Below are 17,652 nucleotides of genomic sequence, written 5' to 3'. Positions count from 1 at the left end.
CAAACTAAATACAACACAAATGCATAAGACATTATTTATCTTTTTATTTTCAGCGGCAACCATCGTTGTTTCAGCGCAAAAAAAAGATGCAGTACTATTAAATATTAATGGTCAACCCGTTTACACTTCAGAGTTTAAAAGGGTTTATTTAAAAAATATTGATCTGGTCAAAGACGAATCTCAAAAAGATATTGATCAGTATCTCAATCTTTTTGTAGATTATAAATTGAAACTTAATGAGGCATTAGCTTTAGAACTTGATAAGAACGAAAAATATATCAAAGAGTTTGAAGGCTATAAAAAACAATTAGCTTCCGGGTATTTAACAGATAACGAAGTTTCAGAACAATTGGTAAAAGAAGCGTATGACCGTATGAAAAAACGGGTTAATGCCAGTCATATATTACTACAGGTCACCCCAAATGCCGCACCAAAAGATACATTGGAAATTTACAATAAAATTTCAAAAATAAGAGATAGTATTGTTAACGGAGGAAATTTTAATGAAATAGCAAAAAGGAACAGTGAAGATCCCTCAGCCAAAGATAATGGAGGCGATTTAGGTTGGTTTTCTGCTTTTAGAATGGTCTATCCGTTTGAAGATGCAGCGTTTAGCACCGAAGTTGGTGAAGTTTCTATGCCGTTTCGTACACGATTTGGTTATCACATTTTAAAAGTAAATGATAAAGAAGCCTCGTTAGGTGAAGTAACGGTGGCTCATATCATGATTGCTACCACGCCCGAAGTAAAAGAAGAGGAAGCGCATACCCGGATAAAAGACATTAAAAAACAATTGGATCAGGGAGCTTCTTTTGAAGCACTGGCAAAGGAATACAGTGATGATAAAAATACTGCAGTAAACGGAGGTAAAATGAATAAATTCGGACAAGGGGTATTAAATGCGCCGGAATTTGAGAAAAAGGCTTTTGCCCTTCAAACTCCCGGAGAAATTTCCGAACCTGTAAAAACGGACTACGGATGGCATATTATAAAACTGATAGAAAAAAATCCGTTAGAAGAATATGATAAGTTAAAGGGAGAATTGACCCAAAAAATTAAGAGAGATAGCAGGTCGCAAATTATAACCAATTCATTTACGAATAAATTAAAGAAAAAGTATAATCTGGTTTCTAATAAAGAAGCTGTTGAATACTTTAAAAATAACGTACCTGTTACCGTTTTTGATGGTAACTGGCAACCGGATAGTACGGATACCGCTATGCAGAAAACTATTTTCTCTTTAAAAACTAAAAAATATAGCTACGGAGATTTTGCTAAATATATTCAAGAAACTGCGGCGAATAACAGGCAGTATCAAAACGTAGCGGCGTTTATAGAAGATAGTTATAAAAACTATGAGACTAAAGAATTGCTTTCTTTTCACGAAGAGAACCTGGAAAATGATAATGAAGATTTTGCAAAGGTGCTGGTCGAATACCGGGACGGTTTACTACTTTTTGACCTTATGGAAACCAAAGTATGGAATGCCGCAAAAACCGATTCCATAGCCTTGCAAAAATTCTATGAGGCTAATAAAGAAGCTTACGTCAAAGAAAAGTCCTATCAGATTGTTAAAGCATCTTCTACCGATCAGGAGGTGATTGCAGACGTAGAAAAATTATTTAATCAAGGTCTGTCAAAAGAAGCTATTGAAAAAAACCTAACGGAAGCTGGTAAGGCTGCAAATGTAATCTGGTTAGAAGAAGAGGTAGAAGAAGGTAATACCAATCTAACAAAGAAATTAACCGGTAAAGAAAACGAGGTAGTGAGTATCAATGAAGGTGATCTGTATACAGTACTGAAAGTAATCAAAATTAACCCCAAAAAAATTAAATCTTTTGAAGAAATAAAAGGTAAAGTAATCAGTGATTACCAGGAAGAAATTGAGAAAAAATGGATGCAGGAACTAAGAGAGAAATACGAAGTTAAGGTTAATAAAAGGACGTTAAAAGCCATTAAAAAAGAATTGAATTCTTAAATGAACATTCTTCCGTACTTACTTAGTATTCTTTTAGTAATTACCTTAGGTTGTTCTTCTGACGAAAAAGTAATCAATGATGTACCAGTAGCAAGGGTTAATACCAATTATCTGTATAAGTCGGCGTTAAAAGATATTGTTCCGGAGAATAGTTCTGCAAAGGATAGCCTGGCTCAGGTAAATAACTTTATTAGACAGTGGGCAACACAACAACTATTCCTGGATCAATCCAAACAAAATCTGGACGATACTACCATACAGGAGTTTGAAGAACTGGTAGAAGATTATCGAAATACCTTATTGATAACCGCCTATAAAAATGCAATTGTAGACAAATCTATTAATATGCGGGTGTCCGATCAGGAAATTGCTTCGTATTATCAGGAGAATCAGAAAAATTTCAACCTCAATAAGGAGTTAGTAAAATTACGTTACTTACATTTGCCTCCGGGTTATAATGATATGATTGTCACACAAACGATGTTTGATCGTTTTAATACTGATGATCAAGAAGATTTAATTCGGAAAAAGTTGGAATTTGTAAAATTTTCTTTTGAAGATTCTATCTGGATTCCTATTGACCGAGTCTTTTCATTAATACCGGTGTTAATAGAAGAAGAAAAGAATAAAATACTTAGAGAGAATACATACATACAACGTAAAGATTCTTTAGGTAGTTATATGATAAAGATTAAAGAGGTACTCCGTAAAAACCAGAAAGCCCCTTTGTCTTACGTAGCACCTACCATAAAACAGATCATCCTGAGCAGCCGGAAAAAAGATTTGATAAAAAAAATTGAAAAGGATATTACAAAAGATGCAATTGAAAATAAACAATTTGAAGTTTTTAACTAATTTTTTTATAGGCGGTTTCCGGATAGGTTGTTTTATCATACCCGGCTTGTTTTTTGGACAAGTAATTAAAGATACTGCACAAACTAAGGTTCTACAAGAAAAAATTGTAGATACCCTAGTCGTAAATGCAATTCCTCAAATCCGAGAGACTATTACTGATTCTTTATCTGCTACAAAAACTAGTACCTCTCCTAATACATCTGGTTTGAACCCTCAGGATCGTATAAAAATTGACGGGGTAGCTGCGGTAATCGGGGAATATGTTATTTTAGATAGCGATGTTGCTATTGCCTATCAACAATTAGTTAGCGAAGGCGTATCCGCAAGCGAAGTAGGCCAATGTGAATTAGCCGGAAGTTTATTTGAAAATAAATTATACGCCCATCATGCAGTTCAGGATAGTATTGAAATCAGCGATGCTGAAATTAACGCGATGGTAGACCAGCAGTTAGCTTATATGAAAAATGAACTGGGAACCATACAGAAAATTTTACAGTTTTATAAAAAGGATAGTGAAGAAGAGTTCCGTAAAGAATTGTTTGATATTAACAAATCAAATCGGTTATCTGAAAAGATGCGGTCTAAAATCATTGAAGAAGTAGAAGTAACCCCTGAAGAAGTACGTTCTTTTTATGACAAAATACCAGAAGAAGAACGCCCTTTGTTTGGTACCGAATTGGAGTTGGCGCAAATTGTGATCGACCCAAAAGTTCCGGAGGAAGAAGAAGAAAAAGTCATACAACGTTTACGGGAATTCAGAGAAGATATCGTAGAAAATGGAAGTAGTTTTGCTACTAAAGCTGTATTGTATTCACAAGACCCGGGTTCTAAGTCAACCGGAGGTAAATATACAATCACCAGACAGACCGGTTTTGCTAAAGAATTTAAAGATGTTGCTTTTAGTTTGCAGGAAGGAGAAGTAAGTGAACCGTTTCAAACCGATTTTGGATGGCATATTGTAAAAGTAGACCGTATCAGAGGGGAGGAGATTGACGTTCGACATATCTTATTAATACCAGAGGTTACCCGTTCCAGTGTAAACGAAGCAAAAAAGTTAGTCGATTCCATCCGAACGGCAATTATTGCCGGTTCTATTAAGTTTAAAGAAGCAGCAAGAAAGTTTAGTGATGAAAAAGAAACCCGGGAAGACGGGGGTCAATTATTAAACCCTACTACCGGAGATACACGTTTTGAACTGACTAAAATTGATCCGATTTTATACGATCAGGTTTCAAAACTTACTGAGAATGAAGTATCAAAGGTAATTCCGGACCAGGATCGGCAAGGGAAGCCTAAATTTAAACTAATCACCGTATTAAACCGTTTTGATGAGCATATTGCAGATTATGCAAAGGATTATTTAAAGGTACAGGAACTGGCATTACGTAAAAAACAAATTGATGCGATCCGTAAGTGGCAGGAAGAAAAAATTAATGATACGTATATAAAAATTAATGGTGATTACCGTGAATGTGAATACAGTGGTAATTGGCTAAAAACCGAAGACTAATATGGCTGATGACGTTACAGCGATAAAAACACTGGTTCAAAAACATACCGACCTTAAGAAAGAGATTGCTAAAGTGATTATTGGTCAGGAAAAAGTAATTGATCAAATATTACTTTCTGTTTTTTCCGGAGGTCATTCTTTGTTGATTGGAGTTCCGGGTTTGGCTAAAACCTTAATGGTAAACACTATTGCCCAGGCTCTTGGTTTGGATTTTAAAAGGATTCAGTTTACGCCCGATTTGATGCCCAGTGATATTTTAGGAAGTGAAATACTGGACGAAACCCGGCATTTTAAATTTATCAAAGGGCCTATTTTCGCAAATATTATCCTTGCAGATGAAATCAACCGGACACCCCCTAAAACCCAGGCTGCCCTTCTGGAAGCCATGCAGGAACGTGCGGTTACGGTAGCTGGTCACCATTATAAACTAGAGTTGCCCTATTTCGTATTAGCAACCCAAAACCCTATAGAACAAGAAGGAACCTATCCTTTACCCGAAGCTCAGTTGGATCGATTTATGTTTGCCATTGAGTTGCAATACCCAACGTTTGAAGAAGAAGTACAGGTAGTAAAAAGTACGACCGGGGACGTAACAAAAAAAGTAAATGCTTTGTTTACGGCACAAGAAATAGTGGATTACCAACATCTTATCCGACGTATTCCGGTAGCAGACAATGTGATAGAATATGCGGTTAGAATGGTAGGTAAAACCAGGCCTCAGTCTGATGCCATTCCTGATCTGGTTAAGGAATACGTGGATTGGGGAGCAGGTCCCAGGGCGTCACAGAATTTAATTCTGGCAGCCAAAGCCAATGCCGCAGTAAACGGAAAGTTTTCTCCTGATATTGAAGATGTAAAAGCTGTTGCTAAAGGAATTTTACGTCACCGGATGATCAAGAATTATAAAGCCGAAGCTGAAGGAGTGGGTATCGAAGCAATTATTGAAAGTTTGTTTTAAATTCTAGTTTATAATGTAGCTTTTTAATAACGCATCTTTCGTGTACTTCCTAATTTGATCTACTTTACCTTATACAATTTCTTTTCAGTCACGTAAAGCTAAATAGGGTATAACCTTCTTAGAAGAAAATAAAGTTTTATGCTTTTGTCTTTTGGATAACTATTATGGTAAAAAAAGGAAATGAACAGAAATGAATTAAATTAGTAAAGTTCATTCTAAGCAGTAACAGCTATTTTAAATTATATAAATAAGAACATCTTCATTACATTTATCAGCAGATTAAGATGATGAAATGTAGTTTTTCGATATAAATTTCTGAAATTCGATCACTTTTTTTGAGATTTTCTAAAAATTCACTAAACAAAATATTCCTATAAAAAAATACTTTAAAATTCGTATTTTCGTCGCGTTTTATATATTTAAAAATAAGAATACATGGCATTTGACATAGATATGATTAAAAAGGTGTACAGCCAGGTAGCTGAACGTGTTAATACAGCGCGTGAAATCACCGGTAAACCTTTAACGTTGGCAGAAAAGATTTTATATACACATCTTTGGGATGGTAAAGCATCCAAAGCTTTTACCAGAGGAAAAGATTATGTGGATTTTGCTCCGGATCGTATTGCGTGTCAGGATGCCACCGCACAAATGGCACTATTGCAATTTATGCAGGCAGGAAAAAGTAAAGTAGCAGTACCGACTACGGTACATTGTGATCATTTAATTCAGGCGAAATCAGGAGCAAAACCGGATTTAAAATCTGCAAATTCTACAAGTTCAGAAGTGTTTGATTTTTTAGAATCTGTTTCTAATAAATACGGTATTGGATTCTGGAAACCCGGTGCGGGTATTATTCACCAGGTAGTTCTGGAAAACTACGCTTTTCCCGGCGGGATGATGATTGGTACGGATTCTCACACGGTGAATGCGGGTGGTTTAGGAATGGTAGCGATTGGAGTTGGTGGTGCTGATGCCGTAGATGTAATGGCAGGTATGGCCTGGGAACTTAAATTTCCTAAGTTGATTGGTGTCAAACTAACTGGTAAATTAAACGGATGGACCTCTGCAAAAGATGTTATCTTAAAAGTAGCTGGTATTCTTACAGTAAAAGGAGGTACCGGATGTATCGTCGAGTATTTTGGTCCCGGGGCTAAAGCTCTTTCTTGTACAGGTAAAGGTACCATTTGTAATATGGGTGCGGAAATTGGTGCAACGACTTCAACCTTCGGGTACGATGAGTCTATGGATCGGTATTTACGAGCTACGGGTAGAGCTGAAGTTGCAGATGCAGCTAATGAAGTAAAAGAGCATCTGACGGCTGACCCAGAAGTATACGCAAATCCTGAAGATTATTTTGATCAGTTAATAGAAATTGACTTAGATACCTTACGTCCTCATTTAAATGGTCCTTTTACACCGGATTTAGCTACACCGGTAGGCGAATTAGGTGAAAAAGCTAGAAAGAACGATTGGCCTATTAAAGTGGATTGGGGATTAATTGGTTCCTGTACCAATTCTTCTTATGAAGATTTAACAAGGGCAGCTTCTATTGCACAACAAGCTGTTGCTAAAAAGATAAAACCTAAATCAGATTTTGGTATTAATCCGGGATCCGAACAAATCAGGTTTACTGCTGAGCGTGATGGACTTCTGGAAGTTTTTGAAAATGTAGGTGCTACTATTTTTACAAATGCTTGCGGGCCTTGTATCGGTCAGTGGGATCGTAGTGATTTAAAGGGTGATGAGAAGAATACAATTGTACATTCTTTTAACCGTAACTTTTCTAAAAGAGCAGACGGAAACCCAAATACCCATGCATTTGTAGGTTCTCCTGAAATGGTAGCGGCTATCGCTATTTCCGGTCGGCTGGATTTTGACCCGATGAATGACACTTTATTAAATGAAGAAGGTGTAGAAATTAAATTGGACGAACCCAAAGGTATCGAACTTCCACCAAGAGGCTTTGACGTTGAAGATGCTGGGTACTTAGCCCCGGAGGAAGATGGAAGTCATGTGCAAATTAAAGTGGCAGAAGATTCCGAAAGACTGGAGTTATTAACTCCTTTTGAACCCTGGGATGGTAAAAATATCATGGGGGCTAAGTTGTTAATTAAAGCTTTCGGTAAATGTACTACTGATCATATTTCTATGGCAGGTCCATGGTTACGTTATCGGGGACATTTAGATAATATATCTAATAACTGTCTGATTGGGGCGGTTAACGCGTATAATAAGAAAACCAATTTTGTAAAAAATCAGTTAGACGGAGAGTATGGCGGTGTACCTGATGTACAAAGACAATACAAAGCAAAAAATATTCCAACTGTTGTGGTGGGAGACCATAACTACGGAGAAGGTTCTTCTCGGGAACATGCAGCCATGGAACCAAGACACCTGGGAGTAAGGGCAGTTATTGTAAAATCTTTTGCTAGAATCCATGAAACTAACCTAAAAAAGCAGGGGATGTTAGGGTTAACTTTTGCTAACGAAGCAGATTATGACCTGATTCAGGAGGATGATACCTTTAATTTTATTGACTTAGAACATTTTGCACCTGATACACCATTGACTCTGGAAATCGTACATAAAGACGGAACTAAAGACACTATAAAGTTAAACCATACGTACAATGCTTCGCAAATAGAATGGTTTAAAGAAGGATCGGCTTTAAATTTAATTAAAAAACAAAATACTTAGTTTAAAACAGAATATACACTTTAAAAAACCGCTTGTTTTTACAAGCGGTTTTTTTTGATTATTAAATAAGTGTTAAAATTTCACTTCTATGTAAAGATTATCAAGAAACTACGACCAACTGTTTGTTATTACACACATTTAAACAAACACTAATACACTACAAACAAAATGAGTACAATCTGGTTCTTTGAGGATTCTAACCTGTTTAAGGTTTTATGTCCTCACAAATTCAAAGCTTACAAGAAAAATCACACTTTTAAAGCCTACAAAAAAAGTGATTACATTTATTTTGAAGATGATTCTGCCACAAAGGTGTACCTTATCCAAAAGGGTAAAGTTAAAATAGGTTATTATGCAGAAGATGGCAGTGAAGTAGTTAAGGCTATTTTGACTAGCGGAGAAATCTTTGGAGAAAAAGCAATTCTTGGTGAAGACACTCGGAACGAATTTGCACAATCCGTAGATAAATCAACTTCTATTTGTCCGATTAGTGTAGATACCATGCACGACTTAATGCGAGATAACCATTCTTTTAGTTTAAAAATCTATAAATTTATGGGTTTACGTTTTAGAAAGTTAGAGCGTCGTTTACAATTGCTACTTTTTAAAGATACAAAAACCCGCCTGGTTGAATTTTTTACAGAATTAAAAGAAGATTACGGATATTGTTGCCCTAATACCGGGGATACTATTATTAAACATCCATACACACAAAGTGATATTGCTAATCTTATTGGTACCTCACGTTCTACCCTTAATATTACTATGAACGAGTTGAAAAATCATAAAATTATTGATTTTGACCGTAAACAAATTCGATTATTAGCTGCTTAGTGTTAGGTAGCTAACATTTTATCTCATCATTATCTGGTAATTTTGATTTAAATAAAAATTACCAAAATATGAAAAATAGAATTTTAATTGGACTACTAGCTATAGGTTTAGCTTTTACGTCTTGTGATGATGATGACAATGAAGTGATTGACAATGGTAGCGAAGTAAATGCAGGTACCATTACTGGAGGCCCCTATAACTTTCAAGTAGATGGTATCCCTGATTTTGCTACGGATTTAGGTCTTGATGATGCTGAATCTGTTGGTGACAACAGTTCATGGGTAATTACCGACGCAGATGGTATGATATTGGGTTTACCACCAACTCTGGAAGCAGCTCAGATGGTGAATTTTGACGATCCAGGTCCAGGCGTTTGTCTTATTTGGTATTTAAGATTTAATGGCGAATTGGAAGGAGCAGAGATGGGAGCAAATGCTAATGATCTTAGTGGAGATTTTGATCTATCCAACTCGATAGAGGTGAATAGAGTTCAAAATGTGGTACCTGGAGTAATTTCCGGCGGGCCTTATGAATTTGATGTTGATGATATGGCAGATTTTGCTACGGATCTCGATGTTGATGATTCTATGGCTACCGGAGCTAATAGTACCTGGGTTATTACTGACGATCAATTGAATATTTTAGGACTTCCGCCAACGTTGGAAGCGACACAGGGAGTAGATTTTGATGCTGCTGGAACCGGGGTGTGTTTAATCTGGTACTTACGTTTTAATGACGGATTAGAAGGTGCTGAAATGGGAGCTAATGCAGCTGACCTTCAAGGTGAATTTGCTTTAAGTAATTCAATTGAAGTCATTAGAAATGAAGTAACCAACGCTGGTACTATCTCAGGAGGACCTTATGAGTTTCAGGTAGATGGTATTCCGGATTTTGCAACTGACCTGACATTAGATGCAACCAGAGCATCTGGTGAAAACAGTACTTGGGTTATTACTGATGAGCAAGGTAATATTTTAGGATTACCTCCTACATTAGAAGCGGCACAGATGGTTAATTTTGATGGTGCAGGACCGGGTATTTGTTTTATTTGGTATCTACGGTTTAATGGTGAATTAATGGGAGCCGATATGGGTGCTAATGCCAATGATCTTCAAGGTGATTTTGATCTATCAAATCCTATTGAAGTAAATAGAGTACAAAATGTGGTACCTGGTGTAATTTCAGGAGGGCCTTATGTTTTTGATGTAGATGGTACTGCAGATTTTGCTACGGATCTAGGCGTAGATAGCTCTATGGCTACCGGAGCCAATAGCACCTGGGTTATTACTGATGATAAATTAAATATTTTAGGGCTTCCACCAACTTTACAGGCGGCACAAGGTGTAAATTTTGATGGAGCTGGAACTGGGGTTTGTTTAATCTGGTACTTACGTTTTAACGATGGTTTACAGGGGGCTGTGATGGGAGCTAATGCTGCTGATCTTGAAGGTGAATTTGCCCTAAGTAATTCGATAGAGGTTGTAAGAAATTAAAATATAAAGAGTTGTTTGTTCATCTATAGCGATTATAAAATAGATGTATGTGTTAGTAAGAGTGCGATTTCCAGATCGCACTCTTCTATTTTATATAAGTTGTGTTATTATATGTTACCTAGAATCCGATCCATCACCCAACTGGTATGTAACCCGGAAATTCCTGTTGAGGGGTGTTTTACTTCTCCTAATAAGTGTTTTTTTATATTTTCTACATGGTATTGCTGTACGTGCTGTGGATGTTTAATAAAATGTTCTTCTATATTTCCATTTACATTTAAAATTGAAGGGTTTTCCCAAAACATAGAAAATTGAATACTTCCTTTACTTCCTAAAATCTCAACCTGATCCCGGTTGATAAAGCTACCGAAATTCCATAATCCGGTACCGGTAATTCCATTTTTATGTACCCAAGAAGCAGCGAGCGCATCTTTAGCGCTGTATAATTGTTGTTGATTGGTACTAATTCCATGGACTTCCTTATAATTCCCAAAGTAGTGTGCAAATAAATCCAATCCATGACTCGCAAGGTCATCAAAATAGCCTCCTGGTGCAACTTCAGCATTGGTTCGCCAGTTTTTATGATTGGTCAGGTCAATAGGTTTGGGTGATCTGCTTAAGTGCCAATGGATATGACGTACTTTTCCTATCTTTTCTTCAGCAAGCCATTGTCGGATTTGTTCAAATCTGGGTAAGCTCCTACGGTAGTAAGCTACAAATAATGAAATGTTTTTCTCCTGAAATGCCTGAACTACTTTTTTAGAATCTTGATAGGAGGGAGTTAAAGGTTTCTCTATACAACAAGGTTTACCAGCATCTGCTACTTTTAATCCGTAGTAGCAGTGTGAATCCGGTGGGGTAGCAATATAAACCGCATCTACTTCCGGATCGTGAATTAACTGATCGGCATCAGTATACCACTTTTGAATATTGTGACGTTTGGCGTAATCTATCAACTTTTCCTTATTCCTCCGCATTACTGCGGAAATTTCAAAACCTTCCGTTTTTTGATAAGCCGGAGCACTTTTTACTTCGGTAACATTACCTACCCCTATAATTCCCCAGCGAATGGGTTTTGTCAATTGCATCATATGGTAAAATTACTACTATTTTAAATTATTAACGTTTGGTAAAGATTTAAGACCCGCCTGCGGACGGGCAGGTCGCTATTGCTTCTAGAATTAAGAATAATTGTACCTCTGCTACAATTGGGTTAAAAAGCGTCAATTCGATTTCTATGACAATTGCAAGTTAAATTTGTAATAAGTTTTGTTGTTGACAAGTGCTAGGGCAAGGTGTATAATTTTATTCCTCACTGCGTTTAGGATGCTCATTTTGTTTTTACCCTCCGCTAGTTTTCTTTCATAATAGACCCTGAGGGAACTATCTTTGAGCCTTACCGAACGCATGGCACTCATCTGGAGTACGGATTTAAGTTCCATATCTGCCATCTTAGAAACCCTTGGTTTAGTTTTTATGCTAGTCCCGGATTGCTGTTCAAAAGGTACAACACCTGCAAAACAACCTAGTTTGCGTGGGTCTAATAGCCTGGTAAAACCATTTGTTTTGGCCAGCAGGGTCCACGCCACTACCTTACCAACACCGGGGATACTCTTTATCCTTTCTACATCTTCCTTTAGGGTATGGTCTTTCTCCAAATGTGCTACGATCATTTTTTCCACCTCAACAATGTTCTTGCTAAGCCCTTTTATTTGTTTGCCCTTAGAAGTAATCAACTTGTTTATTACTTTGGAATTAATAACTTTCAATTCTTTAACCTGTTTTTTTAAAGCAGCTTCCCTTTTAACTAGTGACTTTCGCTCACTAAGCAGTATTTTAAACTCGTCCACTAACTTTGAATTTGGCTTCCACTGGGGTAGGTCACTATAGTTTTTTTGTAAAAAACTACAAATACGTTTTGCATCTATCTTATCGTTCTTCCCCCTGGTAAGGCCAATACTCCGTTTTATATGTATAGGGTGAACCACGTAAACATCAAACTCAAACCCTGCCAGTGCTTCATAAAGCGGGAAGTTGTACCTTCCTGTATTTTCCATGGCAACAAGGACCTTTTGGTTTGTAAACTGTTTAAAGAACTTAGTTAGTTCCTTAGTTTTATTGACTACTACTTCTGAGGTGTAGGTTTGGTCTTTGAAGGTACTGATATCTACGTTTTTCTTAGATACATCAATACCGATAAAAATGTTTTTCATAGTTTTGCCTTTAACATGAAACGAAGTTGAGAGAGGGCACTTTATAATAACTCGACTCCTTGATAATGGGCTTTAAGAACCCTAATTTCTATTTGAGATTACTATAAAGAAGGCTGTTCAAGTCTGAATCGAATTATGAGTTTTACTCTAAGTGATACTAGTGTACTTCAACAACCGCTCTCTTTCAATTTTAATGATTTAAATATATTAGATTAAACATAATTTTGCTAATGCAAGTCTAAAGGAGTGTTTTTTCGTAAGGAAATGAAGAAAAAATAGCCTGTCCTTGACTTGGTCGAGGATATCGAGTCCTTCGGTTTAACTCAGGACTACATAGCTTTTTTGGCTAAAATCCTTGTTCTCGATACACTTCTTCCTTTGGTCGAAGCACTCGAACTGACGGATTTTATGATAATAGTTATTATTCAAATGCACCACGGGTTGATTATAAAATATCAAAAATCAATATTATAAAATTATCCATGTTAAAAACAAATTCCTTCCAAAAAAAACAAAAAAGCAACCTCCAAATACTTTAAAGTTTTGTATCACCTTATTTTACTATGCTTTACAAACTTTAATTTGTTTTAACAGGACACTGATAATTTTAAGCCTATTAGCCTTCGGTAATTGACTAAAATTTTCTTTTTTCTATGAAATGATAGTTACAAAACTAATCCGAAGATTTTATCAGATATAGTTTATAGAACTTTATTCTTTAGGAAGTGTAATTACTAAAACTTGTGATCCGGGTTCCGGATGTATAAACTCAATTGTCCCCTGGTGTAGCTGTACAATCTTTTTACAATAGGACAATCCCAATCCTAAATTTTTAGATACCTGAAGTTTTTGAAAGAGTTCAAAGATTTTTGTTGCGTATTTTTTTTCGAATCCTATACTGTTATCAGTGATCATTATTCTTAAAAATGGTTTGTATTTATAAAGGTCTTTAGAAATTTCAAACACATTTTTTTCAATCAAATCAACTTTTACTGAAATTGTAGGAAGCTGATCTTCTTTAACAAATTGAATCGAATTTCGAATTATTTCTGTAAATAAAAAAACCAAATGCCGATAATCTCCTAAGAACTGTAGGTTTTCTTTATTTTCTATATGTATACGATAGTCTTGCTCATTTAAATCTGCTTTAACATCAATCAGAATTTCATCTATAGTAGTACTATCGTATGGTTCAAAGGTTTCTTCTAGTAATAAATATTTTTGAATATTACGAAGTAAATTTCTATTATCATTTGCAAGAATGTTTATCCGTTCCAAATAATGTGTTCTGTCTTTTTTTGGGTTAGCTAGAATGAGGTCACTAAATAAACCTATTTTCCGGATAGGTTCTTGTAGATCATGAGATAATACTTTGTTCAGCTCTCTATGTTCGTTACTTATTCGCGACTGATTTTTTAGTTTTTCTTCTAGTTGGAACTGGTGTAGCTCTAGATTTTTTTTTAAATCCAAATATTTCTTATTCTCCCGGTTTTCCTGTTCAAGTTTCTTTTTATCCTCAATTATTTGTTTTTCTTGTGCAATACGATTTTTAATTGGTAGACCGGTAAATAACAATCCGGGGGCGGTAGAAGTAGTACTCTTACTAATATTAAATAGTACGGGAATACGTTTGTCTTTACCTTTTAAAGTAAGAAACACTTCATTTTTAATGGTCTCGTTTGAGAAACATGGAAGTAAATAGGTTTCAAAAAATATAATGCTTCCTTTTGTCAAGATATCTGTAATACTCTTAAAGGTGGTCTGATGATCTAATTGCTCAGTCGTATAACGATTATAATAAAGAAGTTCCCCAATAGGATTAGTTTTTATAACAAAACAAGGTAACTCTTCAAAAGCTTTATGCATTTATTATAAAATTACTACGATAAAAAAGATTGAATGGCAGCAATAGTTTCTTCCGGATGGGTCATGTGCGGACAGTGACCGGTTGCTTTCATTTCTAATAAGGTACTGCCTTTAATCTGCTTATGTACATAGTGCCCTACGTTGTTAGGAGCTATAGAATCTTCCTGGCATTGTAGAATTAAGGTAGGGATGGTGAGTTTTTTAAGGTCATTTCGGTTATCTGAGAAAAAAGTAGCCCTTGCAAAGTTCTGGGTAATTAAAGGGTCAATACTTTTAAAAGATTCTTCCAGTTCTTTTACTAATAAAGGTTTGTCTTCATTCTTCATCACTACGGGAGCCAGAAAACTAGCCCAGCCTTCATAGTTATTTTCCATTACTTCCATAAGTTCTTCCAGGTCTTGCGCTTCAAAACCTCCGTGATACTCGTTTTCATTTGTATATTTAGGAGAAGGACAAATCAATACCATTTTTGAAAAGTGGTAAGGGCGTAAGTTAAACGCCAGTACTCCAATAACCGCACTCACTAAATGTCCGATAAAAATCACATCTTTTAACTGTAGGACTTCACAGATATCAATAATATCCTGAGCGTATCCACGAAGGTTTTCATACTTCTCAAAATGATAAGCGTCCAAATCTGATTTGCCACATCCTACGTGGTCGAAAAGTATGATTCTGTACTGTTTTTTAAAGGCAGGGGTCAGAAAACGAAACATATTCTGGTCACAACCAAATCCATGAGATAATAGTAAAACCTGTTCGCCGTCTCCCTGAAAAGAGATATTGTTTCTACGAATTACTTCTGCTCGGGTCATTTTATAAAATCTTTAGTGGAAATATAAGCTTTTTACAAAAAATATGCTTAGGTAAACGTACTTTATTGTATACGAAATGGGCCTTAATTTAAAATTATGAATTAGTTTGGGTTTTTAGGGGTATTTTAGTTTTAATTTCTTACTGTCTGGAATGGACTCAAGATCGCTATCGCTCCTAGAACCAAGAATCATGACTAATCATTATCATATTGAAAATCAAAATGATAAAATTGTCTTACTTTTAAAAGTAGAAAAGTAACTTTCAAATATTTTCAAGCATTCGATCCCTAAACTAAAGCTCAAAGTTTAAATTAGAAATTTGAATAGTTTAGTTTCAAAACCTATACCTTCTGATCCTGTACTTTTGACTGTAGCATTTTAATTTCATCGCGTAAACGGGCGGCGGTCATAAAATCTAACTCTTTTGCTGCCTTTTCCATCGCTTTCCGTACGTTTCTAATACGAGATTCCAATTGATCTTTAGAAAAATAAGCGGTTTCTTCTTCGGCTGCTTGTAAGGTGGGGGCTGTCTCGAATTTATAAGGTTCAACTTTTTTCCCGGCTAATGCATTATCTAAAGATTTTTTTAATGCGGTTGGTTTTAAATTGTGTTTGGTATTATAAGCAATTTGTTTTTCTCGTCGATAATTGGTTTCATCGATAGTTTTCTGCATACTTTCCGTGATTTTATCAGCATACATTATCGCCAAACCATTTACATTTCGGGCAGCTCGTCCAATAGTTTGCGTTAGGGAGCGATTATTCCGAAGAAACCCTTCTTTATCTGCATCTAGGATAGCTACCAAAGAAACTTCGGGTAAATCCAGACCTTCTCGAAGTAAATTTACCCCTATCAGCACATCAAACAAGCCTTTACGTAAATCCTGCATAATTTCAACCCGTTCCAGCGTATCCACATCACTATGGATATACCTACACCGTACATTGATTTTAGTTAAATATTTAGTAAGTTCTTCGGCCATACGTTTGGTTAGGGTTGTCACCAAGGTTCGTTCGTCTAATTCTACCCGCTTTTGAATTTCTTCGACCAGGTCATCAATCTGGTTTAAACTGGGGCGTACTTCGATAACCGGGTCTAAAAGTCCGGTAGGCCTAATGATTTGTTCTACATAAATACCTTCACTTTTTTGAAGTTCATAGTCTGCCGGAGTAGCACTGATGTAAATCACCTGGTTTTGTAAAACTTCAAACTCTTCAAATTTTAAGGGGCGGTTGTCCATAGCAGCGGGCAATCTGAACCCGTATTCTACCAGGTTTTCTTTTCGGGAACGGTCACCTCCGTACATGGCATGTACCTGCGGTACGGTTACGTGGCTTTCGTCAATCAACATCAGGTAATCATCCGGGAAATAATCCAGTAAGCAGAAAGGACGAGTACCTGGTAATCGACCGTCCAGGTAACGGGAGTAATTTTCTATACCGGAACAATAGCCTAATTCTTTAATCATCTCCAGGTCAAAGTTGGTTCGTTCTTCCAGACGCTTTGCTTCCAGGGGCTTGCCAATGTCTAAAAAGTAATTTATTTGTTTTCCCAAATCTAATGCGATCTGATCAATGGCTTTATTAAGACTTTCCGGCGAAGTCACAAACATATTTGCCGGATAAATGGTTAGCCGATCGTATTTATTTAGAATTTTATTCGTCTGAGGATCAAATTGTTCGATTTCTTCGATTTCGTCTCCAAAAAAGTGGATACGATAGGCTTCGTCAGCATATCCGGGAAAAATATCTACGGTATCTCCTTTAATCCTAAAGTTTCCTCTTTTAAATTCCCCTTCGGTACGGGCGTATAAACTCTGTACCAAGCGTTGTAAAAGTGCGGTACGAGATACAAATTGTCCGCTAGCGATAGATATTACATTCTTTTGGAATTCGACCGGATTACCAATACCGTATAAACAAGATACGGAGGCCACTACCAGTACATCCCGACGTCCGGAGAGAAGGGAAGAGGTGGTACTTAAGCGTAACTTTTCAATCTCTTCGTTAATGGACAGATCCTTTTCAATATAAGTTCCTGAACTGGGAATAAAAGCTTCGGGTTGGTAATAATCGTAGTAGGAAACAAAATATTCTACGGCATTATTAGGAAAAAACTGTTTAAACTCCGAATAAAGTTGGGCTGCCAGAGTTTTATTATGACATAGTACTAAGGTAGGACGCTGAGTTCCTTCAATAACATTTGCTGCAGTAAAGGTTTTTCCGGATCCGGTTACACCTAGCAGGGTTTGGTATTTATCACCGGATTGCATCCCAGACACTAGTTGTTTAATAGCTTCCGGTTGGTCTCCGGTTGGTTTAAAGTCAGATTCTATAGTAAATCGCATGCCCTTCTTTTTATGAACTAAAGATACGGAAAGGGAAGGGGTGATAAAAATTCATTTGGGAGTTATGTTGTCTTAAACAAAC

The 17,652-nt window shown here is 36.3% G+C and carries 12 protein-coding genes; 7 read left to right on the top strand and 5 right to left on the bottom strand.

All coding sequences use genetic code 11. From position 1 onward, the window contains the following. The first annotated feature begins 19 nt into the window (after positions 1-19). From NBT05_RS15930 to NBT05_RS15900, 7 genes are all read left to right on the top strand, one after another. A complete protein-coding gene (locus NBT05_RS15930; RefSeq protein WP_265770884.1) occupies positions 20-1,978 on the top strand; it encodes a peptidylprolyl isomerase in 1,959 nt (652 codons plus the stop codon). Beyond that, the gene (locus NBT05_RS15925) at positions 1,979-2,833 is read left to right on the top strand and encodes a peptidyl-prolyl cis-trans isomerase (protein ID WP_265770882.1); all 855 of its coding nucleotides are present in this window, start codon (positions 1,979-1,981) and stop codon (positions 2,831-2,833) included. Next, entirely contained in the window at positions 2,796-4,343 is a 1,548-nt protein-coding gene (locus NBT05_RS15920; RefSeq protein ID WP_416346173.1) for a peptidylprolyl isomerase, read from the top strand. The genes NBT05_RS15925 and NBT05_RS15920 overlap by 38 nt, the downstream gene beginning before the upstream one ends. Before the next feature lies 1 nt (position 4,344). Beyond that, on the top strand, positions 4,345-5,301 hold the full coding sequence (locus tag NBT05_RS15915) for an AAA family ATPase (protein ID WP_265770879.1): 957 nt from the start codon (positions 4,345-4,347) through the stop codon (positions 5,299-5,301). 435 nt (positions 5,302-5,736) lie between these two features. Beyond that, on the top strand, positions 5,737-8,001 hold the full coding sequence (locus tag NBT05_RS15910) for an aconitate hydratase (RefSeq protein WP_265770878.1): 2,265 nt from the start codon (positions 5,737-5,739) through the stop codon (positions 7,999-8,001). A gap of 168 nt (positions 8,002-8,169) precedes the next feature. After that, complete coding sequence (locus NBT05_RS15905) at positions 8,170-8,835, top strand: Crp/Fnr family transcriptional regulator (RefSeq protein ID WP_265770876.1); 666 nt, start codon at positions 8,170-8,172, stop codon at positions 8,833-8,835. Positions 8,836-8,903: 68 nt separating this feature from the next. Continuing rightward, positions 8,904-10,328: a hypothetical protein gene (locus NBT05_RS15900; RefSeq protein WP_265770875.1), complete on the top strand. Its 1,425-nt coding sequence runs from the start codon at positions 8,904-8,906 to the stop codon at positions 10,326-10,328. 107 nt (positions 10,329-10,435) lie between these two features. On the opposite strand, the gene NBT05_RS15895 is transcribed toward NBT05_RS15900, so the two are convergent. From NBT05_RS15895 to uvrB, 5 genes are all read right to left on the bottom strand, one after another. Next, positions 10,436-11,419, bottom strand: a complete 984-nt coding sequence (locus tag NBT05_RS15895; RefSeq protein ID WP_322874183.1) for a Gfo/Idh/MocA family oxidoreductase — start codon at positions 11,417-11,419, stop codon at positions 10,436-10,438. Positions 11,420-11,563: 144 nt separating this feature from the next. Beyond that, positions 11,564-12,541 (bottom strand): IS110 family transposase, encoded by a 978-nt coding sequence (locus NBT05_RS15890; protein ID WP_265770874.1) that lies wholly within the window; start codon positions 12,539-12,541, stop codon positions 11,564-11,566. 711 nt (positions 12,542-13,252) lie between these two features. Beyond that, positions 13,253-14,407 (bottom strand): sensor histidine kinase, encoded by a 1,155-nt coding sequence (locus NBT05_RS15885; protein WP_265770873.1) that lies wholly within the window; start codon positions 14,405-14,407, stop codon positions 13,253-13,255. 14 nt (positions 14,408-14,421) lie between these two features. Further along, complete coding sequence (locus NBT05_RS15880) at positions 14,422-15,222, bottom strand: alpha/beta fold hydrolase (protein WP_265770872.1); 801 nt, start codon at positions 15,220-15,222, stop codon at positions 14,422-14,424. Between the two features lie 341 nt (positions 15,223-15,563). After that, positions 15,564-17,570, bottom strand: a complete 2,007-nt coding sequence (gene uvrB / locus NBT05_RS15875) for an excinuclease ABC subunit UvrB (protein ID WP_265770871.1) — start codon at positions 17,568-17,570, stop codon at positions 15,564-15,566. Positions 17,571-17,652: the final 82 nt, after the last annotated feature.

Source organism: Aquimarina sp. ERC-38 (genome assembly GCF_026222555.1).
Taxonomy (GTDB): Bacteria; Bacteroidota; Bacteroidia; order Flavobacteriales; family Flavobacteriaceae; genus Aquimarina.
Note: the sequence above shows the minus strand (reverse complement) of the source record. Positions and strands in the feature narration are given on the sequence as shown.

Coding starts and splice junctions, on each gene's coding strand:
- NBT05_RS15930 (WP_265770884.1), top strand. CDS start 20: ATGCATAAGACATTATTTATCTTTTTATTTTCAGCGGCAACCATCGTT.
- NBT05_RS15925 (WP_265770882.1), top strand. CDS start 1,979: ATGAACATTCTTCCGTACTTACTTAGTATTCTTTTAGTAATTACCTTA.
- NBT05_RS15920 (WP_416346173.1), top strand. CDS start 2,796: ATGCAATTGAAAATAAACAATTTGAAGTTTTTAACTAATTTTTTTATA.
- NBT05_RS15915 (WP_265770879.1), top strand. CDS start 4,345: ATGGCTGATGACGTTACAGCGATAAAAACACTGGTTCAAAAACATACC.
- NBT05_RS15910 (WP_265770878.1), top strand. CDS start 5,737: ATGGCATTTGACATAGATATGATTAAAAAGGTGTACAGCCAGGTAGCT.
- NBT05_RS15905 (WP_265770876.1), top strand. CDS start 8,170: ATGAGTACAATCTGGTTCTTTGAGGATTCTAACCTGTTTAAGGTTTTA.
- NBT05_RS15900 (WP_265770875.1), top strand. CDS start 8,904: ATGAAAAATAGAATTTTAATTGGACTACTAGCTATAGGTTTAGCTTTT.
- NBT05_RS15895 (WP_322874183.1), bottom strand. CDS start 11,419: ATGATGCAATTGACAAAACCCATTCGCTGGGGAATTATAGGGGTAGGT.
- NBT05_RS15890 (WP_265770874.1), bottom strand. CDS start 12,541: ATGAAAAACATTTTTATCGGTATTGATGTATCTAAGAAAAACGTAGAT.
- NBT05_RS15885 (WP_265770873.1), bottom strand. CDS start 14,407: ATGCATAAAGCTTTTGAAGAGTTACCTTGTTTTGTTATAAAAACTAAT.
- NBT05_RS15880 (WP_265770872.1), bottom strand. CDS start 15,222: ATGACCCGAGCAGAAGTAATTCGTAGAAACAATATCTCTTTTCAGGGA.
- uvrB (WP_265770871.1), bottom strand. CDS start 17,570: ATGCGATTTACTATAGAATCTGACTTTAAACCAACCGGAGACCAACCG.